Below are 13,939 nucleotides of genomic sequence, written 5' to 3'. Positions count from 1 at the left end.
CAGAATATAGAATCCCCTATAGCGACAGGATTTTTCTTCACACTTTTTCACACACGTCCTACAGGTATTAACAGGCACCGGAACGCCGTCTGCCTTAGCATACGCACGGTCATCATCGGAAGATCCGTATGCTTATTACCCGTATTCCTCGCCTGCGCCCCGTGGCGCTACTGGCGTTTCTGAGCGTGTCCCTGGCCGGCTGTGGCGACAGCAGCGAGCAGGACGAAAAAACCCCCGCCCCCCACGTGCGCGTGGAAACCCTGCAATTGCAGCCACTGGCCATCAGCAGCGAACTGAGCGGCCGGATCCTCGCCCCGCGCACTGCAGAAGTGCGCGCACGGGTGGCCGGCGTGGTGCTCAAGCGGGTGTACCGTGAAGGCAGCGACGTCAAGCAAGGCGACGTGCTGTTTCTGATCGACCCGGCGCCGTTCAAGGCCGACCACGACAGCGCCCGCGCCACCCTGGCCAAGGCCCAGGCCAACCTGTATCAAGCGCGACTGCAAGAGCAACGCTACCGCGAGCTGGTCGACGAAAAGGCCGTGAGCCGCCAGGAATACGACAACTCCCGTGCCAGCTTCCTGCAGGCCGACGCCGAAGTGGCCGAAGCCAAGGCCGCCCTGGAGCGCGCCCGCCTGAACCTGGGTTATGCCACGGTCACCGCGCCCATCTCTGGGCGCATCGGCCGTGCGCTGGTGACTGAAGGCGCACTGGTCGGGCAAAACGAGACCACGCCCCTGGCCACCATCCAGCAACTGGACCCGATTCACGCCGACGTCACCCAGTCGACCCGCGAGCTCAACGCCCTGCGCCGTGCCCTGCGTGCCGGCGAGCTGGAGCAGGTCGGCGACGGCCAGGCGCGCGCCACGCTGATCCAGGACGATGGCAGCGCCTACCCGTTGCCCGGCAAGTTGCTGTTCTCCGACATCAGCGTCGACCCGAGCACCAACCAGATCACCCTGCGCAGCGAGTTCCCCAACCCGGACCTCGACCTGCTGCCAGGCAGCTACGTGCGCGTGCGCCTGGAGCAGGCGGTGCAGCCCAAAGGCCTCAGCGTGCCGCAGCGCGCCATCCTGCGCGACAGCGCCGGCGTGCCGAAAGTGCTGGTGGTCGACGCGCAGGCCCGCATCAGCGACCGTCAGGTGGTGCTGGGCAATGCCCAGGGCGACCGCTGGGTCGTCAGCGAAGGCCTGGCGCCAGGTGAACAAGTGGTTATCGAAGGCCTGCAGCACGTCAAGGCCGGCGACCAGGTGCAGGTCGAAGCGAGCCAGGGCACAGCGCCCGGCGCGCCGCCCATCGCACAGCACAACAGCCAGTGAGGGGCTGACCCATGCCGCATTTCTTCATTGACCGCCCGGTGTTCGCCTGGGTGGTCGCATTGTTCATCCTGCTGGCCGGCGCCTTGGCCATCCCGCAGTTGCCGGTGGCCCAGTACCCCAACGTGGCCCCGCCACAGGTGGAAATCTATGCCGTGTACCCTGGCGCCTCGGCGGCGACCATGGACGAAAGCGTGGTCAGCCTGATCGAGCAGGAGCTCAACGGTGCCGACAACCTGCTGTATTTCGAGTCGCAAAGCAGCCTGGGCAGCGCCACCATCACCGCCACCTTCGAGCCTGGCACCCACCCCGACCTGGCCCAGGTCGATGTGCAGAACCGCCTGAAGGTGGTCGAGTCGCGCCTGCCCCGCCCCGTGACCCAGCAGGGCCTGCAAGTGGAAAAGGTATCCACCGGCTTCCTGCTGCTGGCCACCCTGACCTCGGAAGACGGCAAGCTCGACGAAACCGCCCTGTCGGATATCCTCGCACGCAACGTGATGAACGAAATCCGTCGCCTCAAAGGCGTCGGCAAGGCCCAGCTGTATGGCTCCGAGCGCGCCATGCGGATCTGGATCGACCCGAGCAAGCTGATCGGCTTCAACCTCACGCCTAACGACGTAGCCGACGCCATCAGCGCACAGAACGCCCAGGTCGCCCCCGGCAGCATTGGTGACCTGCCCGCCCGTGGCACCCAGGAAATCACCGCCAACGTGCTGGTCAAGGGCCAGCTGAGCACCCCCGAGGAATTCGCGGCCATCGTGTTGCGCGCCAACGCGGACGGCTCCAGCGTGACCATCGGCGATGTCGCCCGGGTCGAGATCGGCGCCCAGGAATACCAGTACGGCACGCGCCTGAATGGCAAGCCGGCCACCGCCTTCAGCGTGCAGTTGGCCCCTGGCGCCAACGCCATGGAAACCGCCGACCTGGTGCGGGCGAAGATGCAGGAGTTGTCGCGCTACTTCCCGGAGGGGGTGAAATACGACATACCTTACGACACCTCGCCCTTCGTCAAGGTGTCCATCCAGCAGGTGATCAACACCCTGTTCGAGGCCATGTTGCTGGTGTTCGCGGTGATGTTCCTGTTCCTGCAGAACCTTCGCTACACGCTGATCCCGACGCTGGTGGTGCCGGTGGCACTGATGGGCACCTTCGCCGTGATGATGGCCATGGGCTTCTCGGTCAACGTGCTGACCCTGTTCGGCATGGTGCTGGCCATCGGCATCCTGGTCGACGATGCCATCGTGGTGGTGGAAAACGTCGAGCGGATCATGGCCGAAGAAGGCCTGCCGCCCAAGGAAGCCACGCGCAAGGCCATGGGCCAGATCAGCGGGGCGATCGTCGGTATTACCCTGGTGCTGGTGGCGGTGTTCCTGCCGATGGCCTTCATGAAAGGTTCGGTGGGGGTGATCTACCAGCAGTTCTCGGTGTCCATGGCGGTGTCGATTCTGTTCTCGGCGTTTCTTGCCCTGAGCCTGACCCCTGCCCTGTGCGCCACCCTGCTCAAGCCGCTGGCCAAAGGTGAGCACCACGAACGCAAGGGCTTCTTCGGCTGGTTCAACCGACGCTTCGACAGCATGAGCAACGGCTACCAGCGCTGGGTCGTGCACGCGCTCAAACGCAGCGGCCGTTACTTGCTGGTGTATGGCGTGCTGCTGGCCGTGCTGGGCTATGGCTTCAGCCAGCTGCCCACAGCGTTCCTGCCGACCGAAGACCAGGGCTACACCATCACCGACATCCAGCTGCCGCCCGGTGCCAGCCGCATGCGCACCGAGCAGGTGGCCGCCCAGATCGAGGCGCATAACGCCGAAGAACCGGGTGTAGGCAACACCACGCTGATCCTCGGCTTCAGCTTCTCCGGCAGCGGGCAGAACGCGGCGCTGGCCTTCACCACGCTCAAGGACTGGTCCGAGCGCGGTGCCGACGACAGCGCCCAGTCGATCGCCGACCGCGCCACTATGGCCTTCACCCAGCTCAAGGATGCCGTGGCCTACGCTGTACTGCCGCCCCCTATCGATGGCCTGGGTGAGTCGACCGGTTTCGAGTTCCGCCTGCAGGACCGGGGTGGCATGGGCCACACTGAGCTGATGGCCGCGCGCGATGCATTGCTGGCCAATGCCGGCAAGAGCAAGGTGCTGACCAACGTGCGCGAGGCTTCGCTGGCCGAAAGCCCACAGGTGCAGCTGGAAATCGACCGGCGCCAGGCCAATGCCCTCGGTGTGTCGTTCGCCGACATCGGCGCGGTGCTGGATACCGCCGTAGGCTCCAGCTACGTCAACGACTTCCCCAACCAGGGCCGTATGCAGCGGGTGGTGGTGCAGGCCGAAGGCGACCAGCGCAGCCAGGTCGAAGACCTGCTGAAAATCCACGTGCGCAACAGCAGCGGCAAGATGGTACCGCTGGGGGCCTTCGTTCAGGCGAAGTGGGTCAGCGGCCCGGTACAACTGACGCGCTACAACGGTTACCCGGCGGTTTCGATCTCCGGTGAGCCGGCCGCGGGCTACAGCTCGGGCGAAGCCATGGCCGAAGTCGAGCGCCTGGTCGCGCAACTGCCCGCCGGTGCGGGCCTGGAATGGACCGGCCTGTCCCTGCAGGAGCGGCTGTCCGGCAGCCAGGCACCGATGTTGATGGCGCTGTCGCTGCTGGTGGTGTTCCTGTGCCTGGCAGCGCTGTACGAGAGCTGGTCGATCCCGACCGCCGTACTGTTGGTAGTTCCGCTCGGTGTGCTCGGTGCGGTGCTGGCCGTAACCCTGTGCGGCATGCCCAATGACGTGTTCTTCAAGGTCGGCGTGATCACCCTGATCGGCCTTTCGGCCAAGAACGCGATCCTCATCATCGAGTTCGCCAAAAGCCTGATGGACCAGGGCGTCGATGCCGTGGACGCTGCGGTACAGGCAGCCCGCCTGCGCCTGCGGCCGATCGTCATGACCTCGCTGGCCTTCATCCTCGGCGTGGTCCCCCTGGCCGTCGCCACCGGCGCCAGCTCGGCGAGCCAGCAGGCGATTGGTATCGGGGTGATCGGCGGCATGCTCAGCGCAACCCTGGCGGTGGTGTTCGTGCCCGTGTTCTTCGTGGTGGTGATGCGCCTGGCCGGGCGCGGCAAGGCCAAGCCTGAAGCGCAAGCCAGCCACGCCACTGAAGGCTGACAGTCGGGGTAAGCCGATGAACAGGAGCGTTGGCGTTGCGCTCAACGCTCCTGTTCTGGTTAACCCGCTACTTTTTGTTAACCGCCGCCTTTAGCTTCGTGCCCGCTGTGAAAGCAGCCTTGTTTGCTGCAGGGATATCCAGCGGCGCCTTGGTCCGAGGATTTCGGCCAACCCGAGCAGGCCTGTGCTTCAACTTGAAAGTACCGAAGCCAACCAGGGCAACCTGGTCTCCCGTCTTCAACGCCTTGGTAACTTCTTCAATGAAAGCTTCGAGGGCTTTTGCAGCCTTCAACTTTGAGACTTCTGCCTTTTCCGCGATGGACTTGGTCAGTTCGCCTTTGTTCATAGACTCGCTCCTTGGTTTGCAGGCTTGTCCCCAGGACAGCGCCGTCGGCGTATTTAGGGCCCCATTGGGGTAAGCCCACAACTGGTAAAAATGTCAGGTCGCGCACCCTGTTGTTCTGCCAATCTGGACTTTCACTTCCAGGCATGGGAGGTTGCCAAGCCTTGAACCTTGGAAACTGCCCGATGACCTGCCCCCCCTTACCCTGCTGTTCCGTTCTCATCCTCGCCGGCGGCCGTGGCCAGCGCATGGGCGGCCGCGACAAGGGGTTGCTGGCCTGGCAGGGCGAGCCGCTGGTGGCGCATGTACAGCGCGTGGTGCGGCCGCTGAGCGATGACCTGGTGATTTCCTGCAACCGCAACCAGGCGGCCTATCGGGCCTATGCCGACCAGTTGGTCGGGGACGACGACCCGGACTTCCCCGGGCCGTTGGCTGGGGTGATCGCCGGCCTTGCCGCGGCGCGGCACGAATGGGTGGTGGTGCTGGCCTGCGATGCGCCGCTGATCGACACAGGCTTGATCGAGGACTTGCTGCAGTTGGCAGTGACTGGCGACAGTGCGGCGATGGTGCGCCAGGGCGGTTTCTGGCAACCGATGTTCAGTGTGCTGCCGCGCAGGCTGCTACCGATACTGCAGCAGGCCTGGGCGGCCGGTGAGCGGAGTTTGCAGAAGGCCCTGCTGCTTGAGCCGGTGCTGGGGCTGGAGTGTGCGGAGGATGACCGCAGGTTGAGCAATTTCAATAGCCCTGACCTACTGCAGCGCTGAAGGGTCGATTTCCTTCACGCATTAACCAACCGACAGCTCCTCGATGCTGATCTCGCGCATCCTGAACTTCTGCACCTTGCCGGTCACCGTCATCGGGAACTCATCGACAAAACGGAAGTAGCGCGGCACCTTGAAATGGGCAATCCGCGCCCTTGCCCATTCGCGCAGCTCGTCTTCAGTGGCCGTATGCCCTGGATGCAACCGCACCCAGGCAACGATCTCCTCGCCATACTTGCTGCACGGCACGCCAATCACCTGCACGTCGGCGACCGCCGGGTGAGTGAAGAAAAACTCCTCCAGCTCCCGCGGGTAGATGTTCTCGCCGCCGCGAATGATCATGTCCTTGCTACGCCCGACAATGCGCACATAGCCCTGCTCGTCCATCACCGCCAGGTCACCGGTATGCATCCAGCCCTCGGCATCGATGCTTTCGGCCGTGGCCTTGGGGTTGTTCCAGTAGCCCAGCATCACGCTGTAACCACGGGTACAGAGCTCGCCGATCTCACCACGCGGCACGCTGTGGCCATCGCCATCGACGACCTTGTTCTCCAGCCGCGGCTGGGTCCGCCCGACACTGGTTACCCGCCGCTCCAGGTCATCATTGGCGCCGGTCTGCAATGACACCGGGCTGGTTTCGGTCATGCCGTAGGCAATTTGCACCTCGGCCATGTGCATCTCGTCGATGACCCGGCGCATGACTTCGATCGGGCAGGTGGCGCCGGCCATGATGCCGGTGCGCAGGCTCGAGAGGTCGAACGCGTGACGTTGTGGGTGATCCAGTTCGGCGATGAACATGGTCGGTACGCCGTACAGTGCCGTGGCCTTCTCTTCGGCGACTGCGCGTAAGGTGGCCAACGGGTCGAACGCATCGTTGGGGTAGATCAGCGTGCTGCCATGGGTCATGCAGCCCAGGTTGGCCATGACCATGCCAAAGCAGTGGTACAGCGGCACCGGCACCACCAAGCGATCATGCTCGGTCAGGCCGAGGCTTTCGCCGACCATGTAGCCATTGTTGAGGATGTTGCTGTGGCTCAGCGTGGCGCCCTTGGGGAAGCCGGTAGTGCCGGAGGTGTACTGGATGTTGATCGGGTCGTCACAGTGCAGTTGCGCCTGGCGCGCCGCAAGGGCCTCGGCGCTGACCGCATCGGCGCGGGCCTGCAAGGCGTCCCAGGCCATAAAGCCCGGCGGCGGTGCCGCAGCCAGGCTCACCACCCCGCGCAGTTCGGGGAAGCGCTCGCAGGCCAGTGCGCCCGGCGTGCCATGGGCAAGGCCCGGGACCAGGCCGAGCAGCATGGCGTGGTAATCGGAAGTCTTGAAGGCGTCGGCGCAGATCACCCAACGGCAGCCCGACTGGACCAGGGCGTAGTCCAGCTCGCTTGTGCGGTAGGCCGGGTTGATGTTGACCAGGATTGCCCCGACCTTGGCGCTGGCGAATTGGGTGATGCACCACTGGGCACAGTTGGGGGCCCAGATGCCCAAGCGGTCGCCCGGTTGCACGCCCAGGGCCATAAGGGCGCGGGCGTGCTGGTCGACGGCTGCGGCCAGTTGCCGCCAGGTGTAGCGCAATGACTGGTGGTGAACGACCAGGGCTTCGCGGTCGGGGAAGCGGGCCACGGTGGTGTCGAAGGCGTCGCCGATGCATTGGGTAAGCAAGGCCTTGTCCTGGTCGCCCTGGGAGTAGCTTGGCTGGGTCATGGGTGCGCTCTTGTTGTTCTTGTGTTGATTGGCCGGCCCTTGCGCAGGCAACACCGCCCCACAGGTACTGCACGCCCTGTGGGAGCGGGTTTATCCGCCCTACCTGACAAACACCTGCGGCGTGGTGGTCGACATGTCCCCACCCGGCAGCTTGATGTTCTTCACTTTCTCCAGCGTCTGCGGGTCGAACACCGCCAGGTCGTTGAAGGTGCCGCCCAGGTACAGCTTGTCGCCCTTCTTGTCGAAGGCCACGCAGTAATAGGTGTGTTCAAGGTTAGCTGCCTTGATCAGTTTGCGTTCCTTGATGTCATACCGCGCCAGGCGGTTGAGCACACCGTAGATCTGGTTCGGATCCTTCGGCGAACGCAACCCGGTGAAGTACAGCTCGGTCAGGTCGGCAAACTCCTGGGTGTGGGTCTTGCCGGTCTTCAGGTCGACACTCAGGTAACCATAAAGCAGCTCGGCGGTGGCCGGGTCCTGCTTGTCGTCCTTGAACTTGGCGATGGTATAGAGCATCGAAAACTCGTGCCGGGCGCTCTGGTGCGGCCAGAAATACAGCACGTCCGGGGCGCTGTAGCCGGGCCGGTTCCAGTTGCGCAACGGCAATGCCACCTCGTACTTGCCGGTTTGCACGTCCATCTTGTAGATGTCCGGGCCGGCCACGAACAGGCTGCCATCGTCGGCGGCGCGCATCAGGTACACCTGGCGCGGCATCGGGAAGGTACGTGCAGGTTTGGCATCGAGGCCATCGGCGGTGCGGAACACCTCCAGGCGCGGCGGCTTGACCACATAGTGATCGTTCAGCCGCTGGGTCGGGTTGACCGTGGCATACACCTCTTTACCGTCCGGGCTGATAGCAAAGGAATACATCGATTTGCCGACCTCCCCGGGCACACTGGACAAACTGGCGTGGAAGGTGGTCTTGCAGGTGTCCAGGTCGATGCCGTAGAGGTCGCCGTAATGGTTGTTGAGCACATAGGCGGTGCGGTTGTCGGGCGCCATCATCGCGGTGCCGGGGCCAAACGCGTCAGGCATGCGGCAGCTCTTGTACAGCGCATCCGTGGCCACATCGACCACGTGCAGGTTGTTCGGGTAGTTGGTCACGATCAGGTATTCATGGCCAGCCTTCAAGGCCGGCCCGGTGTCGTCAGCCTGTACCGTCCAGGCGCTGGCCGTGGCGGCGAGGGTGAGCGCGAGCTGCGCGCAGAGTCCAGGTTTCATGCGGTTTCCCCTTGTCATTCTTGTTGGGCCGGTCACTTGTCTTTCGGGAACACGGTGCCAAGGTTGCGCCAGTCGTCCTGGGAGTTGGTCGCCTGGGCGTTCCAGTCCTGGTAGGTGCTCATCATGTCCGGCACCTGGGCCGGCCACCAGCAGGGGTCGGAACAGCCATAGAGGTCGGCCTCCATGGGCTGGCACAGCGAGCTCACGCCGCCGAAGGCGTCCACTTCCCAACCCGGGTCGGTGGTGGCGGTACAGCCGGCCACCGCGCTCATCGCCATGACCTCTTCAACACGGTCTTCGGCAGCGGCCTGTTCGAGGATGCGCGCCTTGTTGTTCAGGGGCTTCAAATGCTTCATGTCAGTGCGCCTTCCGCGGGGTGATATAGCGGTCGATGAAGGCCGGGTTGGCGGCCATGATGCGGCTGTAGACTTCGATGCCGAAGTCGACCCAGTCGCGCATCAGTTCGCAGTAGTGGTAGGTGGGGTGCTGCGGGTCGCCGTAGCGTGCGTAGCTTTCGTGGTAGCAGCCGCCGGAGCACAGGTTGCGGATACGGCAGCTTTCGCACCCCGTGTTGCTGCGGTCCAGGCGTTGCGACAGGAAGTCATTGAGCTGCGCCTGCTTGACGCCTTGGTGCACATTGCCAAAGGTCGGCAGGCTGGAGCCGGTGAAGCGGTGGCACAGGTTCAGCTCGCCTTCGTGGTCTACCGCCAGCATCTTCAACCCGGCGCCGCATGGCAGGGCCTTCTTGTGGCCTTCGTGGATGTCGGTGATCAGTTGGTGCAAGTTGGAGAAGCCGATGTTGCGGTGCTCCAGCGCCGCTTCCAGGTAGCGTCGGCCCAGGGCTTTCATATTGGCGAACACCTGCACCAGCTCGTCGCTGGTGAGGTTGAACGCCGACAGGTCGCCCGAGGTCACCGGTGCGAAACCGACCTCGGCAAAGCCCAACTCGTTGAACAGGTGATGCCAGATAGTCTCGACGTCGGTGATGCCACGGGTCAGGGTCACCCGCGCCCCCACTGGACGGCTGTTATAACGCGACAACAGCATCTCGGCCTTGCGCCGCACCACGTCATAGGTGCCCTGCCCGCCCACAGTGATGCGGTTGCGGTCGTGCACGGTCTTGGGCCCGTCGATACTGATCGACAAGCCGAAGCGATGGGCGTTGAGCCAGTCGATGATTTCTTCGGTCAGCAAGGTGGCGTTGGTGGTCATGATGAACTCCACCTGCTTGCCAGCCTCGGCAAATCTCCGCTCGCAGTAGGCCACCATGTGCTCGATCAAAGGCCGGTTGGACAACGGTTCGCCGCCGAAGAACACCACGCTGTAGCGTTGCTCATCGGGCGATTCCTTGAGCAGCATCTCCACCGATGCTTCGGCGGTGGCGGTGCTCATCTTCTTGCCGGCCGACGGTTTGTCCAGGTCTTCCTTGTAGCAGTAGGTGCAACTGAGGTTGCAGCCGGTGTTGACGTTGAGCACCACCGTGTTCAACGCCGTGCGCTCGACCTGCTTGAGGGCGATTTCCGGCGTCAGTGGCGAGCCGTCGCTGACCACTTCCAGGGCGATCAGCTCGCGCAGGGTCTCTTCGATATCGACGCCGGCAAACTGCTGGCCGAGGCGCTGCATCAGCTCTTCGGCAGAGCAGCCTTGCTGGCGCAGGGTGTCGATGATGCCGCCGGTTACCGCGTCAGTGGCAAACAGCGAGCTGCTGGGGATATGAAACAGCATGCGGTCGGCATCGACCTGCACTTCGTGCAGGTTGCGTTCGACCAGGTTCAATTGTGCGCCCATGGCGACCTCCGATAATCGATCCGTTGGAAAACCCGTTCACACCTGCCTTATGGCAAGGGCGGGTTGTTCCAGCGTTGGACGGTGACGATCATGTGGCCCTCGCCGGTCTGGCCGCCGTCAGCCAAGGTGGCAATGACCTTCAGGTTGCCCGCGTTGTTGGTCATCATCTTGCGTGCCGGGTTAGGCCCTGCGCCGCCGGGCACGAAGACCCCGTCGGCCTGCATCTGGCCAGCGAACTTGACATCCTCGTCCTCGACTGCACGCTCGTTGAACGGCTCGACCTTCCACTTGGCTGGCAGGTAACCGATGCGCAGCGGCTGGCCGCTGGCGTCCTTGCCCCACGCTTCGGCTTCGAAACGCCCTTGCACCTTCGGTACCGAAGCGCCGTTCTCACCGATGCGGGCAATGGAGAACGCCGGCACCACCTTGACCTCGTCGACCTTGTCGTACACCGCCAGGTTGACGCCCTTGAGCGCGCCCACTGCCACCTCTCGCTGGCCTGGCTTGGCGTCTGCCGCCGCACGCGCCTTGACCCGCATCAGGGTCGGCGTGGCCTCAAGTACTTCGGTCACTTCAACACCTGCGCCCAGTTCCGGGTTGCCCGACAGGCCGCTGCCGACCAGGGTGATCTCGCTTTCGGCACCCACCTTGATGTACGCCGGCTGCACTGCCAGCAGGCGTGCCTTGCCCGCTTTCACGGCGCTGAAGTCCAGGCCGCGCTCATCGTGATCGGCCTCGAACATGCGGCCTTTCATCTCGCCATCCAGCGCCGCGAACACCTGGCGCAGGTTGCTGTCGCCGACTTTCACGTTGCCGCGCCATTCATAGCCGTTGTAGAGAATCGCCGAGCCGCTGCCCGTGAACGGCGTACCGTCGGCGTAGCTGCCGTTGACCTCGACCTTGAAGGTGTCGCCCTCGCCCGCGCTGACATTCATCACCCCGCGTACATCACCTTTGGCCAACATGTGGCCGCTGAACGCCCACTGCCCTGGCAACGCATCGGCCTTGGGCCGGGCCTGCTGCCATTGGGCCCAGGCCGGGCTGTCGAGCGGGAAGCGCTTGGCCAGGTCCGGCACCACTTGCTTGAGGGCGATTTCCAGCCAGTCGCGGTCGCGGGCCTGGGCCTGGTATTCGAGGGACGGCCATTGGCCGAGGTGGAAGTTGACCAGGTGTTCCCATTCCTGGGCCGGGCGGCGCTGCAAGGCGACCCGGGCACCGGAGTGGCAACGGCCACAGGTTTCACTGAGCTGTTGGTCGAAGTGCTCGACCGTGTTCAGCCGGCGTTCCATGGCGTAGCGCACGCCGTCGGTTTCACTGGGCGCCAGGCCCTGCTTGTCGGCCAGGTACTTGACCAGGGTGCGCCGATCATCGTCGCTGATCTGCAGGCCGTGCATGACCTGCATGCGGGCGATGCTCATCAGCCAGCCTTCGGGCGTCTTGCGCTGATGGCTGATGCGGCTGTAGTTGTCGTTGCCCTCGGGGATATGGCAACCCATGCACTTGGTTTGCAACAGGCTCGGGCCCTGCTCGGCCGCCATGGCCTGGGTGCTCAGCAGCGCGGCGGCGACCAGCGCCAGTTTGCCCGCATGCCGCCGGAGTCGAGTCGTCTTCAAGGTCAGACCTCCACGGTTGTTGTTCTTATCGTTTTTGCACGCTTTGGTACAGCAGATGTGCATGTGACTCTGGCGATACAGGAACTGTGCCACCTGCTTCAAATGTGTTGAATTTCAGCCTCTTAGTAGGTTTTTAACGGTCGTGAAGGCGAACCTGAGCCTTGTCGGAGCGTGCCATTTCGCGACAGTGTGTTTCATGTTGAGACAGGGCCCTGCCCCGCAAAGAGGCCAGTGCAGGCAGTGTTTCACCACCGTCTCACAGCGTCTCAATGTGCAACAGCGCAACCCTGCAATCGCAACCTTGCACGGCGGCAAACCCCAAGCGCCTCAAGCCCTTGCAGCCAATCGGCGACCTTGGCACGGCCATTGCGCAACCGCCTCTCACATTCCAATGACAAGAGGCACTGCCCCATGCTTTCCGAACTGCCCATCCTGCCCGCCACCCGCGCCTTCCTCGAACGCAAGCTGAAGATGCGCATCGGCGCCGACTGGCAGGACGCCGCCAGCGGGCGCACCCTGTCGTTTCGCAACCCGGCCACTGGCGAGGTGCTCGGTGAGGTGCCCGCCGCCGACGCCGAAGATGTCGACCGCGCCGTACGTGCCGCGCGCCAGGCCTTCGACGATTCGCCGTGGAGCCGCCTGCGCCCGCGAGAGCGCCAGAACATGCTGTGGCGTCTGGCCGACCTCATGGAGCGCGATGCGCAACAACTGGCTGAGCTTGAGTGCCTGAACAACGGTAAGAGCGCCGCCGTGGCCAAGGTCATGGACGTGCAGTTGGCCATCGATTTCTTGCGCTACATGGCCGGCTGGGCCACCAAGATCGAGGGTAGCACCGTCGAAGCTTCGATGCCGTTGATGCCCAACGACCAGTTCCACGGCTTTGTCCGCCGCGAGGCGGTTGGCGTGGTGGGCGCCATCGTCGCCTGGAACTTCCCGCTGCTGCTAGCCTGCTGGAAGCTGGGCCCGGCCTTGGCCACCGGCTGCACGGTGGTGCTCAAGCCCGCCGACGAAACCCCACTGACCGCGCTCAAACTGGCCGAACTGGTGGACGAAGCCGGCTACCCGGCCGGTGTGCTCAACGTGATTACCGGCACCGGCCTGAATGCCGGTGCGGCGCTCAGCCGTCACCCGGGCGTCGACAAGCTGACCTTCACCGGCTCGACCGAAGTCGGCAAGCTGATCGGCAAGGCGGCCATGGACAACATGACCCGCGTCACCCTGGAACTCGGCGGCAAGTCGCCGACCATCGTCATGCCCGACGCCAACCTGCAAGAAGCCGCCGCCGGCGCCGCCACGGCAATCTTCTTCAACCAGGGCCAAGTGTGCTGCGCAGGCTCGCGGCTGTACGTGCACCGCAAGCACTTCGACAACGTGGTGGCCGACATCGCCGGCATTGCCAACGGCATGAAGCTCGGCAGCGGGTTGGACCCAGCGGTGCAAATGGGCCCGCTGATCTCGGCCAAGCAGCAGGACCGCGTCACCGGCTACATCGAGCTCGGCCGCGAGCTGGGCGCAACCATTGCCTGCGGTGGCGAAAGCTTCGGGCCGGGGTACTTCGTCAAGCCGACCGTCATCGTCGATGTCGATCAGCGCCACCGCCTGGTGCAGGAAGAAATCTTCGGGCCGGTGCTGGTGGCGATGCCGTTCGATGACATCGACGAGGTGATCGGCATGGCCAACGACAACCCCTATGGGCTGGGGGCGAGCATCTGGTCGAACGACCTGGGGGCGGTGCATCGGATGATTCCGCGGATCAAGTCCGGGTCGGTGTGGGTCAACTGCCACAGCGCGCTCGACCCTGCCCTGCCATTCGGTGGCTACAAGATGTCCGGCGTCGGCCGCGAAATGGGTGCGGCGGCCATCGAGCACTACACCGAACTCAAGTCGGTGCTGATCAAGCTCTGACCTTCAGCCGCTACCGGCCCTTGCACAGGTACACCACTGAACGCGAAAGCTGTGAGGTACCTGTGGCAGCGGGTTCACCGGCGAATCGGCCGGCACAGGCAGCGCAAAAACAACAATTGTGGGGGCGTGAAACGCCCCCGGGTTCTCAACCATA

At 64.1% G+C, this 13,939-nt stretch carries 10 protein-coding genes; 4 read left to right on the top strand and 6 right to left on the bottom strand.

Features of this window, described 5'->3' with window-relative positions:
- The first annotated feature begins 128 nt into the window (after positions 1-128).
- Positions 129-1,316: an efflux RND transporter periplasmic adaptor subunit gene (locus NP534_RS21110; protein WP_274099986.1), complete on the top strand. Its 1,188-nt coding sequence runs from the start codon at positions 129-131 to the stop codon at positions 1,314-1,316.
- Positions 1,317-1,327: 11 nt separating this feature from the next.
- Positions 1,328-4,456, top strand: coding sequence for an efflux RND transporter permease subunit (locus NP534_RS21105; protein ID WP_274099985.1), 3,129 nt, complete (start codon positions 1,328-1,330; stop codon positions 4,454-4,456).
- A gap of 67 nt (positions 4,457-4,523) precedes the next feature.
- Here NP534_RS21105 and NP534_RS21100 read toward each other — a convergent pair whose 3' ends face one another.
- Positions 4,524-4,802: an HU family DNA-binding protein gene (locus tag NP534_RS21100; RefSeq protein WP_274099984.1), complete on the bottom strand. Its 279-nt coding sequence runs from the start codon at positions 4,800-4,802 to the stop codon at positions 4,524-4,526.
- Between the two features lie 182 nt (positions 4,803-4,984).
- Between NP534_RS21100 and mobA the strand changes: the two genes are divergently transcribed.
- Positions 4,985-5,563, top strand: coding sequence for a molybdenum cofactor guanylyltransferase MobA (gene mobA / locus NP534_RS21095; protein WP_274099983.1), 579 nt, complete (start codon positions 4,985-4,987; stop codon positions 5,561-5,563).
- Between the two features lie 21 nt (positions 5,564-5,584).
- Here the strand turns inward: mobA and NP534_RS21090 are convergent, their stop codons facing one another.
- From NP534_RS21090 to peaA, 5 genes are all read right to left on the bottom strand, one after another.
- Positions 5,585-7,258 carry a fatty acid CoA ligase family protein gene (locus tag NP534_RS21090; protein WP_274099982.1) on the bottom strand — a complete coding sequence of 558 codons (1,674 nt, stop codon included), beginning with the start codon at positions 7,256-7,258 and terminating at the stop codon, positions 5,585-5,587.
- Between the two features lie 99 nt (positions 7,259-7,357).
- The gene (gene peaD, locus NP534_RS21085; protein ID WP_274099981.1) at positions 7,358-8,479 is read right to left on the bottom strand and encodes a quinohemoprotein amine dehydrogenase subunit beta; all 1,122 of its coding nucleotides are present in this window, start codon (positions 8,477-8,479) and stop codon (positions 7,358-7,360) included.
- Positions 8,480-8,511: 32 nt separating this feature from the next.
- Complete coding sequence (gene qhpC, locus NP534_RS21080) at positions 8,512-8,835, bottom strand: quinohemoprotein amine dehydrogenase subunit gamma (protein ID WP_008091708.1); 324 nt, start codon at positions 8,833-8,835, stop codon at positions 8,512-8,514.
- A 1-nt stretch (position 8,836) separates the two neighbouring features.
- Entirely contained in the window at positions 8,837-10,267 is a 1,431-nt protein-coding gene (gene peaB / locus NP534_RS21075; RefSeq protein ID WP_274099980.1) for a quinohemoprotein amine dehydrogenase maturation protein, read from the bottom strand.
- Between the two features lie 47 nt (positions 10,268-10,314).
- Complete coding sequence (gene peaA / locus NP534_RS21070) at positions 10,315-11,880, bottom strand: quinohemoprotein amine dehydrogenase subunit alpha (protein ID WP_274099979.1); 1,566 nt, start codon at positions 11,878-11,880, stop codon at positions 10,315-10,317.
- A gap of 411 nt (positions 11,881-12,291) precedes the next feature.
- Between peaA and NP534_RS21065 the strand changes: the two genes are divergently transcribed.
- The gene (locus NP534_RS21065) at positions 12,292-13,785 is read left to right on the top strand and encodes an aldehyde dehydrogenase family protein (protein ID WP_033697611.1); all 1,494 of its coding nucleotides are present in this window, start codon (positions 12,292-12,294) and stop codon (positions 13,783-13,785) included.
- Positions 13,786-13,939: the final 154 nt, after the last annotated feature.

The sequence above is a fragment of the Pseudomonas sp. 39004 genome, from assembly GCF_028682155.1.
In the GTDB taxonomy this organism is placed as follows: Bacteria; Pseudomonadota; Gammaproteobacteria; order Pseudomonadales; family Pseudomonadaceae; genus Aquipseudomonas; species Aquipseudomonas capeferrum.
Note: the sequence above shows the minus strand (reverse complement) of the source record. Positions and strands in the feature narration are given on the sequence as shown.